General features: G+C 71.6%; 19 protein-coding genes. 13 read left to right on the top strand and 6 right to left on the bottom strand.

All coding sequences use genetic code 11. From position 1 onward, the window contains the following. Window positions 1–31 precede the first annotated feature (31 nt). The 7 genes from sufD to ACFVX6_RS28300 all read left to right on the top strand — a co-directional run bounded on the left by sufD (window position 32) and on the right by ACFVX6_RS28300 (window position 5,962). On the top strand, window positions 32–1,210 hold the full coding sequence (sufD, locus tag ACFVX6_RS28330) for a Fe-S cluster assembly protein SufD (protein WP_389696121.1): 1,179 nt from the start codon (window positions 32–34) through the stop codon (window positions 1,208–1,210). Continuing rightward, window positions 1,210–1,527 (top strand): bifunctional 3-phenylpropionate/cinnamic acid dioxygenase ferredoxin subunit, encoded by a 318-nt coding sequence (locus ACFVX6_RS28325; RefSeq protein WP_389696119.1) that lies wholly within the window; start codon window positions 1,210–1,212, stop codon window positions 1,525–1,527. Before sufD ends, ACFVX6_RS28325 begins: the two co-directional genes overlap by 1 nt. Before the next feature lie 7 nt (window positions 1,528–1,534). Then, window positions 1,535–2,302: a Fe-S cluster assembly ATPase SufC gene (gene sufC, locus ACFVX6_RS28320; RefSeq protein WP_327252119.1), complete on the top strand. Its 768-nt coding sequence runs from the start codon at window positions 1,535–1,537 to the stop codon at window positions 2,300–2,302. Continuing rightward, window positions 2,299–3,555 carry a cysteine desulfurase gene (locus ACFVX6_RS28315; RefSeq protein WP_327252118.1) on the top strand — a complete coding sequence of 419 codons (1,257 nt, stop codon included), beginning with the start codon at window positions 2,299–2,301 and terminating at the stop codon, window positions 3,553–3,555. The genes sufC and ACFVX6_RS28315 overlap by 4 nt, the downstream gene beginning before the upstream one ends. A 29-nt stretch (window positions 3,556–3,584) precedes the next feature. Further along, a complete protein-coding gene (gene sufU, locus ACFVX6_RS28310) occupies window positions 3,585–4,046 on the top strand; it encodes a Fe-S cluster assembly sulfur transfer protein SufU (RefSeq protein WP_327307360.1) in 462 nt (153 codons plus the stop codon). Then, window positions 4,043–4,387 carry a metal-sulfur cluster assembly factor gene (locus tag ACFVX6_RS28305; RefSeq protein ID WP_073913993.1) on the top strand — a complete coding sequence of 115 codons (345 nt, stop codon included), beginning with the start codon at window positions 4,043–4,045 and terminating at the stop codon, window positions 4,385–4,387. Before sufU ends, ACFVX6_RS28305 begins: the two co-directional genes overlap by 4 nt. Window positions 4,388–4,558: 171 nt before the next feature. Next, window positions 4,559–5,962 carry a DUF3616 domain-containing protein gene (locus ACFVX6_RS28300; protein ID WP_389696116.1) on the top strand — a complete coding sequence of 468 codons (1,404 nt, stop codon included), beginning with the start codon at window positions 4,559–4,561 and terminating at the stop codon, window positions 5,960–5,962. Here ACFVX6_RS28300 and ACFVX6_RS28295 read toward each other — a convergent pair. Then, window positions 5,949–6,425: a hypothetical protein gene (locus ACFVX6_RS28295; RefSeq protein WP_389696114.1), complete on the bottom strand. Its 477-nt coding sequence runs from the start codon at window positions 6,423–6,425 to the stop codon at window positions 5,949–5,951. The two genes, ACFVX6_RS28300 and ACFVX6_RS28295, sit on opposite strands and share 14 nt — an antisense overlap. A gap of 610 nt (window positions 6,426–7,035) precedes the next feature. Between ACFVX6_RS28295 and ACFVX6_RS28290 the strand changes: the two genes are divergently transcribed. Then, a complete protein-coding gene (locus tag ACFVX6_RS28290; RefSeq protein WP_389696113.1) occupies window positions 7,036–7,359 on the top strand; it encodes a DMT family transporter in 324 nt (107 codons plus the stop codon). A gap of 49 nt (window positions 7,360–7,408) precedes the next feature. On the opposite strand, the gene ACFVX6_RS28285 is transcribed toward ACFVX6_RS28290, so the two are convergent. After that, window positions 7,409–9,070 (bottom strand): hypothetical protein, encoded by a 1,662-nt coding sequence (locus tag ACFVX6_RS28285; protein WP_389696111.1) that lies wholly within the window; start codon window positions 9,068–9,070, stop codon window positions 7,409–7,411. A gap of 190 nt (window positions 9,071–9,260) precedes the next feature. Between ACFVX6_RS28285 and ACFVX6_RS28280 the strand changes: the two genes are divergently transcribed. Next, window positions 9,261–9,809: a TetR/AcrR family transcriptional regulator gene (locus tag ACFVX6_RS28280; protein ID WP_389696109.1), complete on the top strand. Its 549-nt coding sequence runs from the start codon at window positions 9,261–9,263 to the stop codon at window positions 9,807–9,809. A 43-nt stretch (window positions 9,810–9,852) separates the two neighbouring features. On the opposite strand, the gene ACFVX6_RS28275 is transcribed toward ACFVX6_RS28280, so the two are convergent. Then, on the bottom strand, window positions 9,853–10,725 hold the full coding sequence (locus ACFVX6_RS28275; RefSeq protein ID WP_389696107.1) for a winged helix-turn-helix transcriptional regulator: 873 nt from the start codon (window positions 10,723–10,725) through the stop codon (window positions 9,853–9,855). 86 nt (window positions 10,726–10,811) lie between these two features. Here ACFVX6_RS28275 and ACFVX6_RS28270 point away from each other — a divergent pair, with 86 nt between their 5' ends. Together ACFVX6_RS28270 and dapD are read left to right on the top strand one after the other, a co-directional pair. Beyond that, on the top strand, window positions 10,812–12,134 hold the full coding sequence (locus ACFVX6_RS28270) for an MFS transporter (RefSeq protein WP_389696165.1): 1,323 nt from the start codon (window positions 10,812–10,814) through the stop codon (window positions 12,132–12,134). Window positions 12,135–12,143: 9 nt separating this feature from the next. Continuing rightward, window positions 12,144–13,124, top strand: coding sequence for a 2,3,4,5-tetrahydropyridine-2,6-dicarboxylate N-succinyltransferase (dapD, locus tag ACFVX6_RS28265; RefSeq protein WP_112449505.1), 981 nt, complete (start codon window positions 12,144–12,146; stop codon window positions 13,122–13,124). Window positions 13,125–13,268: 144 nt separating this feature from the next. Here dapD and ACFVX6_RS28260 read toward each other — a convergent pair whose 3' ends face one another. The 3 genes from ACFVX6_RS28260 to ACFVX6_RS28250 form a co-directional block, all read right to left on the bottom strand. Beyond that, a complete protein-coding gene (locus ACFVX6_RS28260) occupies window positions 13,269–13,523 on the bottom strand; it encodes a hypothetical protein (protein ID WP_266876878.1) in 255 nt (84 codons plus the stop codon). Between the two features lie 177 nt (window positions 13,524–13,700). After that, entirely contained in the window at window positions 13,701–14,180 is a 480-nt protein-coding gene (locus ACFVX6_RS28255; protein ID WP_389696104.1) for a GNAT family N-acetyltransferase, read from the bottom strand. A gap of 59 nt (window positions 14,181–14,239) precedes the next feature. Continuing rightward, the gene (locus ACFVX6_RS28250; protein WP_389696163.1) at window positions 14,240–16,081 is read right to left on the bottom strand and encodes an endonuclease/exonuclease/phosphatase family protein; all 1,842 of its coding nucleotides are present in this window, start codon (window positions 16,079–16,081) and stop codon (window positions 14,240–14,242) included. Between the two features lie 311 nt (window positions 16,082–16,392). Here ACFVX6_RS28250 and ACFVX6_RS28245 point away from each other — a divergent pair, with 311 nt between their 5' ends. Further along, entirely contained in the window at window positions 16,393–17,937 is a 1,545-nt protein-coding gene (locus ACFVX6_RS28245) for a hypothetical protein (protein ID WP_389696102.1), read from the top strand. Window positions 17,938–18,103: 166 nt separating this feature from the next. Continuing rightward, window positions 18,104–19,558, top strand: a complete 1,455-nt coding sequence (locus ACFVX6_RS28240; RefSeq protein WP_389696101.1) for an alkaline phosphatase PhoX — start codon at window positions 18,104–18,106, stop codon at window positions 19,556–19,558. The last annotated feature ends 48 nt before the right edge of the window (window positions 19,559–19,606 follow it).

The following is a 19,606-nucleotide window of genomic DNA, read 5'->3' as shown; positions in this document are numbered from 1 at the left end:
ATTCTTTAAGGAAGAGAGCAACACGACAGCCATGGCTGAGGCTCAGAACATTCCGGCGGGTTCCACCACCGCCGGCGCGATCGCGGTGGCCGCCGAGTCCACCGTCGCCACCCGGATGAGTGCCCCCCCGTCCTTCGACGTGGCGGACTTCCCCGTGCCCAACGGCCGCGAGGAGGAGTGGCGCTTCACGCCGCTCGCCCGCCTCAAGGGTCTGCACGACGGCACCGCGGTCGCCAACGGCACCATGAAGGCCCAGATCGACGCGCCCGACGTGGTCACGATCGAGTCGGTGGAGCGCGGCGACGCGCGCATCGGCAAGGCCGGCATCCCGGTGGACCGGGTCGCCGCCCAGGCGTTCTCGTCCTTCGCCAAGGCCACGGTCGTGACCGTGCCCAAGGAAGCGGTCCTCACCGAGCCCGTGCGCGTCACGCTGCACGGCGAGGGCGGCACCACCTTCGGTCACACCGTCTTCGACGTGAAGGCCTTCGCCGAGGCCGTCATCGTCATCGACCACACCGGCGACGGCGTGCGCGCGGCCAACGTGGACTTCCTCGTCGGCGACGGCGCCAAGCTCACCGTGGTCTCCGTGCAGGACTGGGACGACACCGCCGTCCACTGCTCCCAGCACAACGCCCTGATCGGCCGCGACGCGACCTTCAAGTCGATCGTGGTCACCTTCGGCGGCGACCTCGTACGCCTGCACCCGCGCGTGAACTACGCCGGTCCCGGCGGCGAGGCCGAGCTCTTCGGCCTGTACTTCACGGACGCCGGTCAGCACCAGGAGCACCGCCTCCTGGTCGACCACAAGGCCCCGCACTGCAAGTCGAACGTGGTCTACAAGGGCGCGCTCCAGGGCCAGGACGCCCACGCCGTCTGGATCGGTGACGTGCTCATCGAGAAGACCGCCGAGGGCACCGACACCTACGAGATGAACCGCAACCTCGTCCTCACGGACGGCGCGCGGGTCGACTCGGTGCCGAACCTGGAGATCGAGACCGGCGAGATCGTCGGCGCCGGCCACGCCTCCGCGACCGGCCGCTTCGACGACGAGCAGCTCTTCTACCTGCAGTCCCGCGGCATCCCGGCCGACGAGGCCCGCCGCCTGGTCGTGCGCGGCTTCTTCGCCGAGCTCGTCCAGCAGATCGGTGTCGACGACATCGAGGAGCGCCTGCTCTCGAAGATCGAAACCGAGCTGCAGGGTTCCGTCTGATGAGTTACGTCAAGGCCTGTGCGCTGAGCGAGCTGGAGGAGAACGCCCCCAAGCGGGTCGAACTCGACGGCACGCCGGTGTCCATCGTCCGCGCCGAGGGCGAGGTGTTCGCGATCAACGACATCTGCTCGCACGCGAACGTCTCCCTCTCGGAGGGCGAGGTCGAAGACTGCATGATCGAGTGCTGGCTGCACGGCTCGGCCTTCGACCTGCGCACAGGCAAGCCGTCCGGTCTGCCCGCGACGCGCCCCGTCCCCGTATACCCCGTAAAGATCGAAGGAGACGACGTGCTCGTCTCCCTCACCCAGGAGTCCTGAGGTATCCATGGCAACGCTTGAAATCCACGACCTGCACGTCTCCGTCGAGGCCGAGCAGGGCGCCCGCGAGATCCTCAAGGGCGTCGACCTCACCATCAAGCAGGGTGAGACGCACGCCATCATGGGTCCGAACGGCTCCGGCAAGTCCACCCTCGCGTACTCGCTGGCCGGTCACCCGAAGTACACCATCACCGGTGGAACCGTGACCCTCGACGGCGAAGACGTCCTGGAGATGTCCGTCGACGAGCGCGCCCGCGCCGGCCTGTTCCTGGCCATGCAGTACCCGGTCGAGATCCCCGGCGTCTCGGTCTCCAACTTCCTGCGCACCTCGGCCACCGCCATCCGCGGCGAGGCGCCGAAGCTGCGTACCTGGGTGAAGGAGGTCAAGTCCGCGATGGAGCAGCTCCAGATGGACCCGGCCTTCGCCGAGCGCAACGTCAACGAGGGCTTCTCCGGTGGTGAGAAGAAGCGTCACGAGATCCTCCAGCTGGAGCTCCTGAAGCCGAAGATCGCGATCCTCGACGAGACCGACTCCGGCCTCGACGTGGACGCCCTGCGTCAGGTCTCCGAGGGCGTCAACCGCGTCCACGCGACCGGCGAGGTCGGCACGCTGCTGATCACGCACTACACGCGGATCCTCCGCTACATCAAGCCCGACTTCGTCCACGTCTTCTCCGAGGGCCGCATCGCCGAGTCCGGTGGCGCCGAGCTCGCCGACAAGCTGGAGGCCGAAGGCTACGAGTCGTACAGCACGAAGGGTGGCGCGACCGCGTGACACAGTTGCCTGGCCTCCTCGACATCGAGGCGATCCGCAAGGACTTCCCCCTTCTGGATCGTGTGGTCCACGACGGGAAGAAGATCGTTTACCTGGACAACGCGGCGACTTCGCAGAAGCCGCGCCAGGTGCTCGACGCGCTGAACGAGTACTACGAGCAGCACAACGCCAACGTCCACCGCGGCGTGCACGTGCTCGCCGAGGAGGCCACGGCGCTGTACGAGGGCGCTCGCGACAAGGTCGCCGCCTTCATCAACGCTCCGAGCCGCAACGAGGTGATCTTCACCAAGAACGCCTCGGAGTCGCTCAACCTGGTCGCGAACATGCTCGGCTGGGCGGACGAGCCCTACCGGGTCGACCGCGAGACCGAGATCGCCATCACGGAGATGGAGCACCACTCCAACATCGTGCCGTGGCAGCTGCTCTCGCAGCGCACCGGCGCGAAGCTGAAGTGGTTCGGCCTCACCGACGACGGCCGGCTCGACCTGTCCAACATCGAAGAGGTCATCACGGAGAAGACGAAGATCGTCTCCTTCACGCTGGTCTCCAACATCATGGGCACGGTCAACCCGACCGAGGCGATCGTCCGGCGTGCGCAGGAGGTCGGCGCGCTGGTGCTGATCGACGCCTCGCAGGCCGCTCCGCACATGCCGCTCGACGTACAGGCGCTCGGCGCCGACTTCGTGGCCTTCACCGGTCACAAGATGTGCGGCCCGACCGGCATCGGCGTCCTCTGGGGCCGCCAGGAGCTGCTCGAGGACCTGCCGCCCTTCCTGGGCGGCGGCGAGATGATCGAAACCGTCTCGATGCACTCCTCGACCTACGCCCCGGCGCCCCACAAGTTCGAGGCCGGTACGCCCCCGATCGCCCAGGCCGTCGGCCTCGGTGCGGCCGTGGACTACCTGACCGCGATCGGCATGGACAAGATCGCCGCGCACGAGCACGCGATCACCGAGTACGCGATCAAGCGCCTCGCGGAGGTCCCGGACCTGCGCATCATCGGCCCGACCACGGCCGAGGACCGCGGCGCCGCGATCTCCTTCGTCCTCGGCGACATCCACCCGCACGACGTCGGCCAGGTACTGGACGAGCAGGGCATCGCGGTCCGCGTGGGACACCACTGCGCCCGCCCGGTCTGCCTCCGGTACGGAATTCCGGCGACGACGCGAGCGTCTTTCTATCTGTACTCCTCTCCGGCCGAGGTCGACGCACTGATCGACGGGCTGGAGCACGTACGGAACTTCTTCGGATAAGACGAAGCGACGAAGGCGACGAGGGCGCAGTGAAGCTGGAATCCCTGTACCAGGAACTGATCCTGGACCACTACAAGCACCCGCGCGGGCGAGGCCTGCGCGACGGCGACGCCGAGGTGCACCACGTCAATCCGACGTGCGGTGATGAGATCACCCTGCGCGTGAAGTACGACGGCGAGACCCTCACGGACATCTCGTACGAGGGCCAGGGCTGCTCCATCAGCCAGGCCGGCGCGTCGATACTGAACGAGCTGCTCGTCGGCAAGGAGCTGGGCGAGGCGCGGAAGATCCAGGAAGTCTTCCTGGAGCTGATGCAGTCCAAGGGCAAGATGGAGCCCGACGAGGCCATGGAGGAGGTGCTGGAGGACGCGGTCGCGTTCGCCGGCGTCTCCAAGTACCCGGCCCGGGTGAAGTGTGCTCTGCTGAGCTGGATGGCGTGGAAGGACGCGACCGCCCAGGCACTGGGCGACGCCGAGAGGAAGACGGCATGACCGAGAACGCGACGCCCGAGGCGTCCATCAAGCCGGCCACCGAGGAAGAGGTCCGCGAGGCCCTCTACGACGTGGTCGACCCCGAGCTGGGCATCGACGTCGTCAACCTGGGCCTGATCTACGGCATCCACGTCGACGACGCGAACATCGCGACCCTCGACATGACCCTCACCTCGGCGGCCTGCCCGCTGACGGACGTCATCGAGGACCAGGCGAAGTCGGCTACGGACGGCATCGTCAGCGAACTGCGCATCAACTGGGTCTGGATGCCGCCGTGGGGCCCGGACAAGATCACGGACGACGGCCGCGAGCAGCTGCGCGCGCTCGGGTTCAACGTCTGACCCAGAACGACGGCCGTCCGACGGCCGAGTGAACGAACGACCCCCGGCACGGGTGTGCCGGGGGTCGTCTGTTTTCCCGGAGGACGGGCCGCGTGCACCGGGAGTTGGCCACGGTGGCCGAATCTTCTCGACGGCCGTCACGACGTGACGGCGCAGACGAGAGGACCTCCGTTGACCGTTCGCCCTTCACCGGCACGCCGCCTCGGTGCCGTGGGAGCCGCCGGGGCCGCCGCCCTGCTCGCCGCAGGACTGGCCGCGCCCGCCCACGCCGCCCAGGAAGCCGCCGCCGAACCGACCATCGCCCTCTCCGCCGGTCACCTCTCCGGGGCCGTCGGCGCGATCGGCGACCCGGGCGTCACCGTGGACATCGCGCAGGAGGGAATACCCGCCGCCTTCCTCAAGGTCGACGTCCTCTCCTCCAGCAACCCGTCGGTCGCCGGGCCCGGCGACGTGCGCATCGACCGGACCGGCCACGGCGACCGCGAGCTGACCGTCCGCCCGCGGGCCCAGGGCTACACCGACCTGACCCTCCGGGTGACCGGCCGCGGCGGCAAGACGGCCACGGCCACCCTCTCCTACGCCGCTTCGGCCCGGGTGGGCACCAGCTCCTTCTCCACCCGCTACCTCACGGGCTCCGCCGACTCCTCGGCCGCCGTGGACGTCGGCGGCGGCTACGCGCTGGTGGCCGACGACGAGACCAACGTGCTGCGCCTGTACGACCGGTCCCGCTCGGGCGCCCCCGTGAAGTCCTGGGACCTCGGCCCCGCGCTCGGCATCAAGAAGGAAGCCGACATCGAGGCCGCCGCCCGCGTCGGCGACACCGTCTACTGGACGGGCTCGCTCGGCAACAACAAGGACGGCAAGTACAAGGCCGAGCGCAACACCGTCTTCACCACCCGGCTCACCGGCACGGGCGCCGACACCGAGATCGTCTTCGGCTCCGCCTACAAGGGCCTGCGCGAGGACCTGATCGCCTGGGACACGGCCAACGGGAACCGCTACGGCTTCGCGGCGGGCACGGCGGCCGGCAAGATCCCGAAGAGCATCGACGGGTTCAACGTGGAGGGGCTGGAGTTCGCCCCCGGTTCCACCACCACCGCCTACCTGGGCTTCCGCGCCCCGCTCGCCCCCGCGGTGATCGGCGGCAAGGCGCTGGTCGTGCCGGTGACCAACTTCGACAAGGTGATCTCCAGCGGGACCAAGGCCACCTTCGGCGCGGGCATCGAGCTCGACCTCGGCGGGCTCGCCATCCGCGACATCCGCAAGAACGCCGCCGACCAGTACCTGATCCTGGCCGGCTCCTGGGCCGCGGACGACAACTCCGACCCGTACGCGCTCTACCAGTGGGACGGCATCGCGGGCCACGCCCCCGTCAAGCGGGCCGACCTGCCGACCACCGACCCGGGCGGCTGGGAGGCCATCGTGGCGGTTCCCGACGTGTCGGTCGCGGGCGCGCGGGTGCAGCTGATCACCGACAGCGGCTCCGCCGACCTGTACGGCGACGGCACCGAGGCCAAGGACCTCACCCACCCGGAGTGGAAGAAGTCCCGCGCGGCCTGGTTCACGCTGAACTGAACTCCCCGGATTGCGCGGACTGCCCGGTGAGCTCCGCCGCCAGGTCCTCGCGGCGGATCCGCCGGTCCGTGTAGAGCAGGCCGGCGCTGAGCTGCGGGAAGCAGAGCAGCAGCGTCTGGGCGACCATCGCGCCCAGTGCGGTCAGGACCGCGTGCACGAAGCCGCCGTCCAGCGCCGGGATCAGGCTGAGCGCCCCGGCGAAGGCGAAGGGCAACTGGACGGCGTACGCCGCTGCGAGCGCGAGCGCGGCGGCGAGTGCCGTGAGGCCGAGCGTGCGCCACCAGGCCCCGCGCACCAGGCGGGCCGAGCGGCGCAGGGCGCCGAGCGGGCCGAGGCCCTCGCAGGCGGCGACCGTGGGCGCGAGCGCGCACAGGACCCCGAGTCCGAGTGCGGCCGGCAGGGTGGCCGCCGCCACCAGCGGGGGCAGCCCGGCGGCCAGGACGGCGGCGCCCGGTCCGGCCACGGCGCCGAGGACCAGGAGCTGGGTGCCGAGGACGGCCCCGAAGCGGGGGCGGGCGGCGCGCAGCAGCGTACGGGCGGTTGGCGGGGCGGCCGAGGACTGCCGGGCGGAGCACGGCGCCCGTCAGGGCGGAGGCCAGGGCGCAGGTCAGCAGGGTCGCCAGGGCCGCGGCGGGAAGCAGGACGTCGACGGGCCGGACGTGCAGCGCGAGGGCGGCCAGGGCGGCCGCGGCGAGCAGCAGCAGCGCGGCGAGCTGGCCGAGGAGCATGGCGCCGACCAGCGGGACCCAGTACCGGGCGAGGGCGGCGCAGGCGCCGCCGAGTATGTCGCCGGAACTCAGGGGCCGCAGGGATATCACGCCCGGTCTCGGCGGGCTCGGCGCCGGCCAGCCACCGCCCCAGTGGGTCCAGTGCCCGTCCATGCGGATGCCCTCCCGTTCCCGGTCGCGGCGCACACCGTAACCGCGGGCGCCGGGGAAGTCCCGTCGCCGCGCGGAAATGACCGCACCCCGCCGGGACGTGGGCACCGGCTTCTCGATGCCGCCGCTGAGCGTTGTGCGGGTGTCCGCGCTATCTGTGTACGGGTGTACGCATCGTTGTGTACGGTTGTACGCATGCCCTATCTCCTCCTGGCCGCGGCCATAGTCGCCGAGGTCGCCGGTACCACCGCCATGAAGTTCAGCGAAGGCTTCACCAAGCTGTGGCCCTCGCTGATCACGCTGGTGGGCTACGTGATCGCCTTCACGCTGCTCGCACAGACCCTGAAGTCGATGTCGGTCGGGACGGCGTACGCGATCTGGGCCGGTGTCGGCACGGCCGCGATCGCCGCGATCGGCATGGTCTTCATGGGGGAGGCCGCGACGGCCGCGAAGATCGGCGGCATCGCGCTGGTGATCGCCGGGGTCGTGCTGCTGAACCTTGGGGGGACCACGCACTGATGCCCCGCCGGAATGCCGGCGGGGCATCAGTGCGTGCTGTTCCTCGCGGCTACTGCACGTCGACGAGGTCCTCGCGGCTGGTGGCGGCGAAGTGGTCGTACGCGGCCTGGTCGTAGCGGGCCTGCCAGGTCCCGTCCTTGGTGGCCGTGAAGGCCTTCTTGAACGTGCCGTCGGCCGCCGTCGTGGTGGTGCCCGCCGCCGCCCATGTGGTGGTGCCGGTCGCGCGGAAGTAGATGCGGACAGGCTGGTTGCCGTACCCGCTCCAGGTGGTCTCGTTGGAGTACCGGGTGTGGGTGAGCTTGCCGGTGACGGTGATCGGCCGGCCGGCCTTGACCGGCTCCGGGGCGGCGTTGAACTCCGGGATCGCCGTGTTCACCCGGGCCGCGAGACTGGACATCCCCGCCGGACCTGCGGGGATCTCGGGGGTTCCGACGTACCGCATCCGCCAGTAGCCGGGGCCGGGATAAGGCAGCGCCGCCGTGACGGCGCGCGTGCTGTCGCCGGCCGGGGCGGCGCCCTCCCGGGTCGCCTTGGTGATCCACTCCGAAGAGCCGCTGCGCTGGAACTCCACCAGGACCTTCAACTTGGCGGGCGCAGGGAGGTCGTACGCGGACAGCCTGCCGGTGAGGGAGACCTTCCGGTCCTGGGTGACGGTGGTGGTCAGGCCCCCGTGGAAACCGGCGCTGGTCGAGGGGTCCACGGCCACGGTCGCATAGCTGCTCGCCAGCCAGGCCGAGCCGGTGAGGGTGACCAACCCGGAGATCCTGCCGTCCACCGGGATCTGTGCGGTGAACCGGCCGTCCTCGCCGGTCTGCGTCCTGCCCCCGTTCCTGGACTGGACCCAGGTTCCGGCGGGCGCCGGCTTCATGGTGCCGTCGGCGCCCTTGAAGGTGAGCCGGCCGCTCACCGGAGCCTTGGAGCCGTCCGGCGCGCTCACCTTGGCGGTGTCCAGGGTGATCCTGGAGGCCGGGCCCTGGGTGGTGTGGATGTCGCGCGACTGGCCGAGCGGGCTGTTCGCCTGCTCGTTCTCCGGCCGCAGGGTCACACGGACCCCCGTCCCGCTCGACGCCTCGTTCTTCTCGGCGCCGGTGAAGGTGAACGGCGTCTCGATGTGCCCCGCGGCGTCGGTGAACAGCGGGGTGGAGGCCCCAGCCGTGTCCAGGATCAGCTTGCCGTTGGGCAGCGGCTGCTCGGTGTCGTTGCGGGGGTCGCGGCCGACGGCATCTGCCTTGATGGTGACCGTCCGGTGCTCGACGTCCGGCCTCCCGACCACGGTGAGGGCGGTGACCCGGGGGATCAGGCCGTAGGTGAGGGTGGTCTTGTCCTTGTGCACGATCGGCTCGCTCAGGGTGCCGTCGTACACGACGTCCACGCTGTACGTGCCCAGGTCCGCCAGGCGCAGGGGCGCGGAGCGGATGCCGGTCTCGGGGTCGGTGTCGTCCTCGCAGGACGGGCTGCACGGGTCCTCGTCCGGCGTGGATTCGAACGAGGTGACCGTCGCGACCGGGGTGGAGCTGCCGGCCTTGCGGATCTGCGCCTTGAGGTGCTTCGGCAGCGGGGCGCTGCCGAAGTCCAGGTGGATCCGCGTCCCGTCGGTCCAGGCCTTGAAGCCGGACGGATGGGGGTCGGCCGCCAGGGCGGCCGTGGGAATCGCAAGGACGACCCCGAGCGCCGTGGCCGTACACAGGGCGGCCAGGCTGCGCTTCCTCATGTGTGTCCTTCCAGGAGTTGACGAGTGATCAAGGTTCGGAGAGGAGACGTGCCGGGCGGGCGAAAGGTTGTACGGGGTGTACGGGTGCCAGACCATGCCGCGTACGGCCGTGCCCTCCGGCCGTGTGTACTGTCGTACGCATGCCTCGCCAGTCACCCGCCGCCGCCGCCGTGACGGGACTCGTCCGCTGATGGCCGGCTCGGTGCGCCGCTACGACCCGGACCGGCGGGAGAGGATCATCGCCGCGGCGATCCGAGTGGTGGGCGCGCGCGGCATCGCGGGGCTCAGCCACCGCAGCGTGGCCGCGGAGGCCGACGTACCGCTCGGCTCCACGACGTACCACTTCAAGACCCTGGACGACCTGCTGGTCGCGGCGCTGCGCCAGGCCAACGAGGGCTTCGCCCGCACGGTCGCGGACTCTGCGGTGCTGGCCGATCCGGACGCGGACCTGGCGGACGCCCTGGCCGTCCTGCTGGGCGAGTTCCTCGGGGCGGACCGGGCGCGGGCGGAGCTGGAGTACGAGCTCTACCTGGCCGCCCTGCGCCGCCCCGCGCTGCGCCCCGTGGCGGCCGAATGGTACGAGGCCGTCTCCACGGCCCTGTCGGACCGGGTGGACCCGGCGACGGCCCGGGCGCTGGTGGCGGTGATGGACGGGATCAGCCTGCAGGTCCTGCTGACGGGGGCGGAGTACGACGAGGCGTACGCCTGCGGGATCCTGGGGCGGGTGCTGCGGGACTGAAGGCGGTCCGGTGGCGGCCCCCGGGGACGGGTGCGGCCCCCGGCTACGCGCCGCGGACCGCCGCGAGGGCGGCCGCCACGCTCGCTTCGATGTCCCGGACCGGGTAGAAGACCTCGCGGACGGTCCGGTCGCGGTCCACGACCAGCGTCAGGCGCTTCAGCCGGCTGATGCCCCCCGCCCGGAACGTCGGCAGCCGCAGCGCCGTCACGAGTCCGAGCTCCGCGTCTGAGAGGAGGGGGAAGCGGAGCCCCTCCGCCTCCGCGAACTCCCGCTGCTCGTCCGGCCGCTGGGTCGACACCCCGTGCACCGTCGCACCCGCCGCCGTGAACTCCCCGAGCTGGTCCCGGTAGGTGCACGATTCGAGGGTGCACCCCCGTGCCCCGGGGATCCCGGCCCACCCCGGCGGGTAGGACTCGGACCGGGCGAACGCGCCCGGGAAGCAGTACAGGACGGTGAAGGGCGTGTCCGCCACCGGGTCGCGGAGCTCGCCGAAACGGTCCGGCAGTGTCAGCTCCGGCAGCCGGGTGCCGCGCAGGGCGTGGACCCGTACCGCCTCGCGCGAGGTCTCGTGCGTCGTCGCCGTCATCTCTCCGTCTCCCAGGATCCAGGTGTCGCCCCAGTCCTGGAGGGCGACCAGCACCGGCAGCAGCCCGCGTCCGCGCGGGGTCAGCCGGTATGCGTAGCGCACCGGGCGGTCCTGGTACGGCTCGCGGGTCAGCACGTCCGCCTCGACGAGCAGCTTCAGCCGTTCCGTCAGCACCTTGCGGGACATGCCCAGTTCGCGCTGGAACTCGTCGAAGCGGTGCACGCCGCGTGCCGCGTCGCGCACGATCAGCAGCGTCCACCAGTCGCCCACGACGTCGAGGGCCTGGGCGATGGAGCAGTCCGCGTCGTCGAGGTGCGTGCGCTGGGCCATGGGCACTCCTTTATGTCCGTTGACCCGAGGTTGTCATGCTGGCATAGTCCGTTCCCAAAGGGAACTCACTCGGGGGTCGGCTGGTGCTGCGAGGATTCAAGGACGTGCCCAGAGCGGTGTGGCTGCTCTCGCCGGGCGTTTTCGTCAACGCCGTGTCCAGCTTCACCTTCGTCTTCGTCTTCGTGTACCTGACCGGCCCGCGCGGACTCTCCGTCACCGAGGCCGGCCTCATCACCGGAATCGGCGGCATCGGCCTGGTCGCCGGCAACTTCACCGGCGGCGGGTTCGGGGACCGCCACGGCCACCGCCGCGTCCTGCTCATCGCCTCCGCCGTCGCCGGCGGCGCCCTGGTCCTCCTGCCGGCACTGCCCACCGCCGCGCTCTACGCGGCCCTGCCGCCGGCCCAGTACGCCATCGGGGCGATCCGCTCGGCCAACGCCGCCCTCGTCGCGGTGATGGTCCCCGAAGGGGCGCGCCGCCAGTCCTTCGCCGTCGTCCGCTGCGTGTCCAACGGGGGCTTCACCCTCGGAGCGCCGCTCGGCGCGCTGATCGCGACCGGCCTCTCCTACGACTGGCTCTTCGTCGCCGACGGCATCGGCACGCTCGTCTTCGCCCTGTGGACCGCCCGGGTCGTCCCGGCGAGCGGCGCCGCGAACACCCCCGCCGCGGCCCCGGACGGGGGTCTGGGCCGCGGCGTGTGGGGGGAGCTCCGGGCCAGGCCCGCCGTCCTCGTCCTGCTGGCCGCGATCCTCGTCGTCGACGTGATCTACCGCCAGCAGTACTCGACCTTCCCGGTCCACCTCGCCCACCACGGCCTGGACACCGGCGTCTACGGGCTGATCATCGCCGTCAACGGCGCCGTCATCCTCCTCCTGGAACTCCCGGCCGCCCTCGCCCTGCGCACCCGCCCGCCGCTGCGCGTCATCGGCGTCGGCCTGCTGCTCGTCGGCGCCGGGTACGGGGCGCTCCTGCTCGGGACCGGGATCGGGCCCGCCGTGGCGATGATGATGCTGCTGAGCCTCGGGGAGATCCTCTACAAGACCCCGGCCACCGCCTACGTCGCCGACCAGGCGCCCCCGCACGCCATCGGGCTCTACCAGAGCCTGTACGCAGGGGTGTCGGCCAGTGGCGTCGTACTCGGCGGGCCGCTCGGCGGGGCCCTGTACGCCGCGGCGCCCGGGCTGCTGTGGCCGCTGTGCGCGGTGCTGGCGGCGGGGGCGGGCGGGGCGGTGCTGTGGATGTCGGTGCGGGAGGCGCAGGGCCCGCGGGAGCTGCGACCTGCGGGGGAGGCGCTCGCGGATCGGGAGCCCGCGGCGGCCCCCGCGTCGGGGCCCGCGGAGGACCCGGCGCGACACGACCCGCGCCCGGCACATGAGACCGGTTCGCGACCGCGGGCCGTCGCCGGTTAGGTTTCGGGCATGACTGCTACGCGTACCACCGGCGCCGTCGCCGCCGGACTTGCCACCATCACCGCCGACGGCACCGTCCTCGACACCTGGTTCCCCGCCCCCCAGCTGGTTGCCGAGCCCGGCCCGGCCGGCACCGAGCGCCTCACCGCCGAGCAGGCCGTGGAGCTGCTGGGGGCCACCGCGCCCAAGGCGATCCGCCAGGACGCGGTCCGCGGCGTCGAGGTCGTAGCGGTGCGCACCGTGATCGCCTCCCTGGAGGACAAGCCGCTGGACGCGCACGACGCGTACCTGCGCCTGCACCTGCTCAGCCACCGCCTGGTCAAGCCGCACGGCCAGAACCTGGACGGCGTCTTCGGCCTGCTGGCCAACGTCGCCTGGACCTCGCTCGGCCCGGTCGCGATCGACCAGGTGGAGACGGTCCGCCTGAACGCCCGCGCCGAGGGCCTGCACCTCCAGGTGACCTCGATCGACAAGTTCCCGCGGATGACGGATTACGTCGCTCCCAAGGGCGTGCGCATCGCCGACGCGGACCGGGTCCGCCTGGGCGCGCACCTCGCCGAGGGCACCACCGTCATGCACGAGGGTTTCGTCAACTTCAACGCCGGCACCCTGGGCACCTCCATGGTCGAGGGCCGGATCTCCGCGGGCGTCGTGGTCGGCGACGGCTCCGACATCGGCGGCGGCGCGTCCACCATGGGCACCCTGTCGGGCGGCGGCAAGCAGATCATCTCGATCGGCGAGCGCACCCTGATCGGCGCCGAGGCGGGCGTCGGCATCGCGCTGGGCGACGAGTGCGTCGTCGAGGCCGGCCTGTACGTGACCGCGGGCACCCGCGTCACCCTGCCGGACGGCCAGATCGTCAAGGCCCTGGAGCTCTCGGGCGCCAACAACATCCTCTTCCGCCGCAACTCGGTCAGCGGCGCCGTCGAGGCCCGCCCGTACAAGGCGGCCTGGGGCGGCCTGAACGAGGTCCTGCACAGCCACAACTGACCGTTCCCGGTCCGGTCCTGCAGGCGCCCTCCCACCCGTCGGGGTGGGAGGGCGCCGTGCGTGGTGAGCGCCCTCCCGCCCCGAGCGGGGGAGGGGCTTCGCGCACGCGGGGACCGCGCGGGCCGGGGGTCCGGCGGGCGGCGGTCAGTGCAGGGGGATCGTGCGGACCAGGCCGGCGAAGGCCTGCTGTTCCGCCTCGGTCAGTTCCACCGACTCCATCGGGTGGACGGAGGTGCCGCGCTGGGCGGGGATGACCGAGAGGCCTTCGAAGGCGCCTGGTTCCGGGTGGTGGAAACGGCTGTCCCACAGCATGTGGCCGAGGCCGATCAGCCAGACGGCGGCGGCCACGAGCAGGACGGCGATGCCGATTTCCTGAGCGAGGGAGATGGAGGGGAACACGCGGTCCTCCAAAGGAGTCCTGGAGTGCGGTACAAGATCGGGCGTGGGGACACTCAACACCAGAACCGCCCGAATGGGTAGGGATGTGCTGAGTGTCACGCCAGGGCCAAAGGTCCCTACCTCGGCTCCCGACCGTCCGGCCTCCGGTCTCCATGAGGGCCCCGGACGGTGCCCCGGCTAGGGCAGCGACAGCTTGAAGCCCTCGTGGCTCCGGGCGTAGCCCAGCCGCTCGTAGAAGCGGTGCGCGGCGGTGCGCCGCTTGTTGCTGGTGAGCTGCATCAGGCCGCAGCCGCGCTCGCGGGCCCGGTCCGCCGCCAGCTCCATCAGGCGGGCCCCGAGCCCCCCGCCGCGCCGGTCCGCGCGGATCCGTACGGCCTCCACGAGGGCCCGTTCCCGTCCGCCCTGGCCGAGACCCGGGACGTACGTCAGCTGCAGGCAGCCGACGAGGTCCCCGTCCGCCTCCAGGACCAGCATCTCGTTGCGCGGGTCCTCCGCGATCGCGGCGAAGGCCCGCTCGTGGGCCTCGGAGACCGGCTCGACGGGCGGGGGCACGGCCCCGGCTCCGGCCTCGGCCCCGGCTCCGGCCGGGTCTTCGTCCTGAGCCAGCAGGGCGAGTACGGCGGGCAGGTCCTGACGCGTTGCGGTACGGAAGATCATGCCGGGATCATGCCAAAGGGGCCGGGCGGCGGTGCGGCCCGGCCCCTTCGACGCCGCCGTTACGGGCGGAAGCGCACGACCTGCGGGTCGTGGTCGCTGTTCTGGTTCGCGAACTCCGCGTTGATGTGCACGCTGTCGTAGCTGAACTGCTTGATGCCCGGGCTCGTCAGGATCTGGTCGAGGACCTGCGCGTTGCCCTGGTAGACGTACGAGTACCGCTCCGGCCGCGGCAGGGACTTGATCGCCGCGTACAGCGCCCCGCCGTCCTCCAGCGCCTTGGTCGTGTCGGAGAACTCGAAGTCGTTGATGTCGCCGACCACGAGGACCGCGGCCTTCTTCTCCACCGCCAGGATGTCCTTCACGAAGCCGTTCACGGCCTGCGCCTGCAGCAGCCGCTTGGCCTCGGAGGAGCGCACCGGAGGCTGGTGCGAGGAGGCCAGGCCCTCGTCGCCGCCCTTCGAACCGAAGTGGTTGGCGATCACGAAGACCGTCTTGCCGCGGAAGACGAACTCGCCGGCCAGCGGCTTGCGGCTGTCCACCCACGCCGGGTTCGCCGGGTCGATCCGGCCGGGGGAGTGGGTCAGGGCGGCCTTGCCGTTCTCCTTCACCACACCGGTCGCCGTCACCGCGTCGCCCGGGGCGCGCTCGGTGAAGGAGACCCGCGCCGGGTTGAAGAGGAACACCTGACGGATGTTGCCGCCGGGCTCGCCGCCGTCCTTCTTGTCCTCCGGGTTGACGGTCCGCCACTGGTAGGCCGGGCCGCCCGCGGCCGCGATGGCCTCGGTGAACTTCGTCAGGGTGGCCTCGGCCGAGACCGTGCCGTCGTTCTTGGCCCCGTTGTCGTCCTGGATCTCCTCCAGGGCGAGGATGTCGGGGGAGGCGAGGTTCTCGACGACGGCCTTCGCCAGGTTGTCGAACTTCTCCTGCGGGTCGGACGGGTCGAGGTTCTCCACGTTGTACGTGGCCACCGCGAGCTCGTTCGAGGCCTGCGCCTTGGTCTTCTCCGGGGCGAGGGTGCCCGCCTTGACCGTGCCGAGGGTGCGGGCCACCAGGGTGTAGCCGCCGAACTGGTTGAAGTCCAGCGGGCCTTCGGTGGGGCCGGTCAGCTTGTCGCCGACGTTGGCCACCGGGAACGGCTGCTGCGCGAGGGGCGCGAGCTGCTGGATCTGGAGGCGGCCGGTGTTCTGGGAGTCGTACGAACCGTAGACCGTGCCGCCGCGCTTGGCGGTGTTCTCCCAGCCCTTCACCGTGACCCACAGCTCGGCGTACGGGTCGGTGGCGCCGACCACGCGCGAGGTGCCGATCGCGATGTTCATGCCCTCGAGGGACTCGTAGTAGTCCAGGGCGTAGCGCGAAGGCTCCAGGGCCAGGCCGTTGATGCTGCCGGCGGCGGCCGGGTCGCCCTCCGGGGCGTACGCGCAGGGGACCGAGTACTCGTTGACGGCGGTGGCCGCGGGCAGTGCGTTGCCCGAGGAGACCACGGTCACGACGGGCTTGGAGATCTGGGTGACCGACTGGTTGCCGGAGGAGACGCCACCGGGGATGTACTCGCCGACCAGGCCGGAGACCGTGACGGCGTCACCGACCGCGACGGTCGGGACCGAGCTGGTGAAGACGAACACGCCCTCGCTGGTGGCGTCGTCGTCGTCCGCATCCGGGTCCTGGATCCAGAAGCCGCGCGAACCGTACGTACGAACCCCCGTGACGACGCCCGCCACATCGGCGACCTGCTTGCCGACCAGCGGGGATATCCGGGTGGTGCCCTGGATGTCGTGGATGCGTATCGGATCGGCGGACACGGCGCCTTCGGCCGCGTCGGCGGTGCCCGCGAGCAGGCCGGTGGCCAGCGCGGTGGCGACGAGGGCCGCGACGGCGGCGGAACGGGGATGCGAGGAGCGCATGGGCGGGAACTCCGGTGTGTGGAGGAGGAAGCAGATATCTACGCGCGTCAATTTCCTTCGTGGCCGGCAAAGTTGTCAAGCCCTACAGGGAATACGGAGGTTGACTGTGGGATGAACCAAAGGGGAGGGGCCGCCGGGCGCGCCCGAAATGCGTCTACTCTGGGGCGCCGTACGACCCGTACCCGAACCACCCGACCAACCGCACCTGAACCACCCGAATCACCCGTACCCGAACCGCCCGAATCACCCGTACCCGAACAACCCGAACCACCCGTACCCGAACAACCCGTGCCCGCGAGGAGAACCGCCCCATGTCCGCAGACTCGCACCCCACGCTGCCGCCGGTACGGCTGCTCCCCGACGCGGAACTGGCCCGCGAAGCCCTGGCCGCCCCGCTGTTCGCCCGCGCCGTGCGCCTCGCCCGCTGGGCCGGACCGGACACCCGCGTGGACACCGGTGGCGAGCTCGTCGCCGGGCAACTGCCCGAGGCCGTGGCCCTGCTGGGCCTCGACCCCGCAGACGAGGACTCCGCGGCCCACGCGAGCCAGGCCTGGCGGGTGGCCGTCGACACCGGCCTCGTCGACGTCACCGAACCGGAGGAGGACGGCTCCGCCTCCGGGGAAGCGTCCGAAGGAGACCGGGAGTTCGGCACCGCCGAACCCGGCGAGGACCTGGCACTGGTGACCGGCGGAACCCCGGGCGACGTGCTCGACCTGTGGCTGGCGGCCCTGGACACCGTCCTCGCGGACGCGGCGGTACCCGCCCTGGACGACCTCGTCGACGCCCTCGACGCGGGCGGCGAGATCGACTTCGACCAGCTCGACTGGAACCCGCGCCGCGAGGCCGACTTCCTCGACGGGGTCCTCGCCAACCTCTACCTGCTCGCCGTGGCCGAAGGCGGCACGGCCGACGGCCCGGTTCCGCTCCCGGTGCTCGCCGCCTCGATGGTGGTGCCGGACGACATGGGTGACCCCACCGACGCCGTACTGGAGCAGGTCTCGGACGCGATGATGCGCCTCGACGACCAGTTCCGGCAGCTGGAGCCGATCGGGCTGGTCGAGTTCCGCCCCGTCGACGAGGCGCTGATGGCAGAGGCCGAGGACGAGGAGTTCCTCGCGGCCGCGGGCCCCGGCGCGGCTCCCGAGGAGGAGGACGTCTCCCGGTACGGGCTGGTGCGCCTGACCCCCCTCGGGCTCTACGGAATCCGGGCGCGCATGCTGGAGGCGGGCGTCGAGGCCCCGGCCGTCGGCGAACTGGCCGGCAAGGGCGCTGACGTCCTGCTCGACGTGGTCTCCCACTACTCCGAGGCCGCCGCCCAGGCCGAGATCGAACAGTGGCTGGCCGACCGCCCCGTACCCGAAGCCGTCACGGAGCTGCTCGCCGCCGCCCGCGGCGCCGACCCGGGCGCCCCGCTGCGCCGGCTGCGCTGTCAACAGGCCCTCGCTCCGACCGGAGCGGAGGCCGAGCAGGCCGTCCGCGCGGTACTGGACGACGCGGAGCTCGGCGGGCTCGCCCGGGTCTGGCTGGCCGAGCGCGGGGTGGCCGACGTACCGGCGCCGGACGAGGAGATGGTGTTCTGGCTGACGGTCGACACGATCGCGGCGCAGCTCGCGACGGGCGGCGCGAGCGGCGGGGGAGCCGGGGGAGCCGAGGACGGGGAGAGCGCGGAGGCGGAGCTGCCGCTCCTGATCGAGTCGCTGACCGCCCATCACGCCGGGTTCTTCGAGCAGGCCTGGCGGGTGGAGCACCCGGCGACGGCTTACGTGCTGGAGGCGATGGGGCGGCTGCACCCCGACAAGAAGGCCGCCAAGGAGGCCCGGAAGGCTGCGTTCAAGGCGCGTTCCCGGGGTGTTTGAGGCGTTGGTAACCAGCCGTTCCCGCAAGGTACTCGGCCAACGCGGACACCGGTGAAGGGGTCGGTTCGTTTTCCCGGGTAGTTCAGTCGGCGTTCACGTGCGGGCGGGAGCGTGTGCGCCGACGACCGCACGACAGGCGCACCACCTCCCCACCCCTGGAGACCCGATGCCGCTCAGCCGCAGAGACTTCACCACCCGCACCGCACTCGCGGGTGCGGGAGTCGCCCTCACCGGAACGGTCGGCGCACTCGCCACCGCCCCCGGGGCCCTCGCCGCGGACGACGGCGCACAGCAGGACGCCGACCTGACTCAGGGCCACGGCCACGGCCACGGTCCCGGCTACGGCCCGCTCGTCCCCGACCCGGCAGGCATCCTGGCCCTCCCCGCCGGGTTCACGTACCGCGTGATCACCCACAGCGGTGTCACCACGCTCGACTCGGGCGAGATCACCCCGTCCAACCACGACGGCACGGCCGCCTTCGAGGGCCACCGGGGCGTCACCCTCCTCGTCAACAACCACGAGCTGAAGGGCCCCCGCGCGAACTGGAAGCACCCCGTCCCGCTCACCGAGGGCCTCGTCTACGACCCGGCCGCGGCCGGTGGCTGCACGGTCGTCGAGGTCCGGCGCGGCGGCGAGGTCGCCGAGTGGGTGGGCATCTCCGGTACGTCGACCAACTGCGCGGGCGGCTCCACCCCCTGGAACACCTGGCTGACCTGCGAGGAGAACTCGGACCTCGCCGGCAAGAACGGGATGACCAAGGACCACGGCTACGTCTTCGAGGTCGACCCGCACGACCGCCGCGCCAACCTCGGCCCGAAGCCGGTCAAGGCGTTCGGGCGCTACGACCACGAGGCCGTGGTCATCGACCCGCGGACGGGCCACGCCTACCTCACCGAGGACGCCTCCAACCCCAACGGGCTGCTCTTCCGCTGGACCCCGCCGAGCGGCTTCCGCCACGGGCGCGGCAAGCTCCGTACGCTCGCCGACGACGCCGGTGTGCTGGCGGCCGCCAAGTGCTTCGACAGCGCCGGGCTGTTCGTCGACGACCTCTCGCGCGCGACGAAGATCGGCACCACCTACGGGGTGGACTGGGTGCCGGTCCCGGACCGCGACGCGCGCACCGCGGCGGTGCGCAAGCAGTTCGGGGAGGCGGCCGTGACCCGCGCGCGCAAGCTGGAGGGCATGTGGTGGGCCGACGGCGGGGCGTACTTCGTCTCCTCCTACGCCCGCGAGGAGAGCCCGGGCGCGGCCCACGACGGCCAGGTGTGGTTCTACGACCCCAAGCGGCGCACGGTGCGGCTGCAGGTCCTGCTCGGGGTCAACGCCGACCCGTCGGTGGACGGCGGGTACGACGGCCCGGACAACATCACGGTCTCCCCGTACGGCGGTCTGATCATCGCCGAGGACGGCTCGGGGCTGCAGCACCTCTTCGGCGCGACCGAGTCGGGGCGCACGTACCCGCTGGCCCGCAACGAGATGAACCTCGGGACGGCCGAGGAACCGGAGTACTCGGAGTTCACGGGCGTCTGCTTCTCGCCGGACGGGCGGACGCTGTTCGCCAACCTCCAGGACCCCGGCATCATGCTGGCCGTCACGGGACCGTGGCGGCGCGGCCGCTGATCCGCGGGCGGCGGACATGAGAAGAGGGGGGGGGGGGGGGGGGGGCCC

It is taken from the genome of Streptomyces sp. NPDC058289 (assembly GCF_042880975.1).
GTDB classification, from domain to species: Bacteria; Actinomycetota; Actinomycetes; order Streptomycetales; family Streptomycetaceae; genus Streptomyces; species Streptomyces stoeckheimensis.
The sequence above is the reverse complement of the archived record's forward strand: the minus strand, read 5'-3'. Positions and strand labels throughout refer to the sequence as shown.

Bases quoted from the DNA above. Each gene is read 5' to 3' on its own strand.
- ACFVX6_RS28250 (WP_389696163.1), bottom strand. From the start codon at position 16,081: ATGCGCTCCTCGCATCCCCGTTCCGCCGCCGTCGCGGCCCTCGTCGCC.
- dapD (WP_112449505.1), top strand. From the start codon at position 12,144: ATGACTGCTACGCGTACCACCGGCGCCGTCGCCGCCGGACTTGCCACC.
- ACFVX6_RS28280 (WP_389696109.1), top strand. From the start codon at position 9,261: ATGGCCGGCTCGGTGCGCCGCTACGACCCGGACCGGCGGGAGAGGATC.
- ACFVX6_RS28245 (WP_389696102.1), top strand. From the start codon at position 16,393: ATGTCCGCAGACTCGCACCCCACGCTGCCGCCGGTACGGCTGCTCCCC.
- ACFVX6_RS28255 (WP_389696104.1), bottom strand. From the start codon at position 14,180: ATGATCTTCCGTACCGCAACGCGTCAGGACCTGCCCGCCGTACTCGCC.
- sufD (WP_389696121.1), top strand. From the start codon at position 32: ATGGCTGAGGCTCAGAACATTCCGGCGGGTTCCACCACCGCCGGCGCG.
- sufC (WP_327252119.1), top strand. From the start codon at position 1,535: ATGGCAACGCTTGAAATCCACGACCTGCACGTCTCCGTCGAGGCCGAG.
- ACFVX6_RS28305 (WP_073913993.1), top strand. From the start codon at position 4,043: ATGACCGAGAACGCGACGCCCGAGGCGTCCATCAAGCCGGCCACCGAG.
- ACFVX6_RS28240 (WP_389696101.1), top strand. From the start codon at position 18,104: ATGCCGCTCAGCCGCAGAGACTTCACCACCCGCACCGCACTCGCGGGT.
- ACFVX6_RS28290 (WP_389696113.1), top strand. From the start codon at position 7,036: ATGCCCTATCTCCTCCTGGCCGCGGCCATAGTCGCCGAGGTCGCCGGT.
- ACFVX6_RS28285 (WP_389696111.1), bottom strand. From the start codon at position 9,070: ATGAGGAAGCGCAGCCTGGCCGCCCTGTGTACGGCCACGGCGCTCGGG.
- ACFVX6_RS28325 (WP_389696119.1), top strand. From the start codon at position 1,210: ATGAGTTACGTCAAGGCCTGTGCGCTGAGCGAGCTGGAGGAGAACGCC.
- ACFVX6_RS28275 (WP_389696107.1), bottom strand. From the start codon at position 10,725: ATGGCCCAGCGCACGCACCTCGACGACGCGGACTGCTCCATCGCCCAG.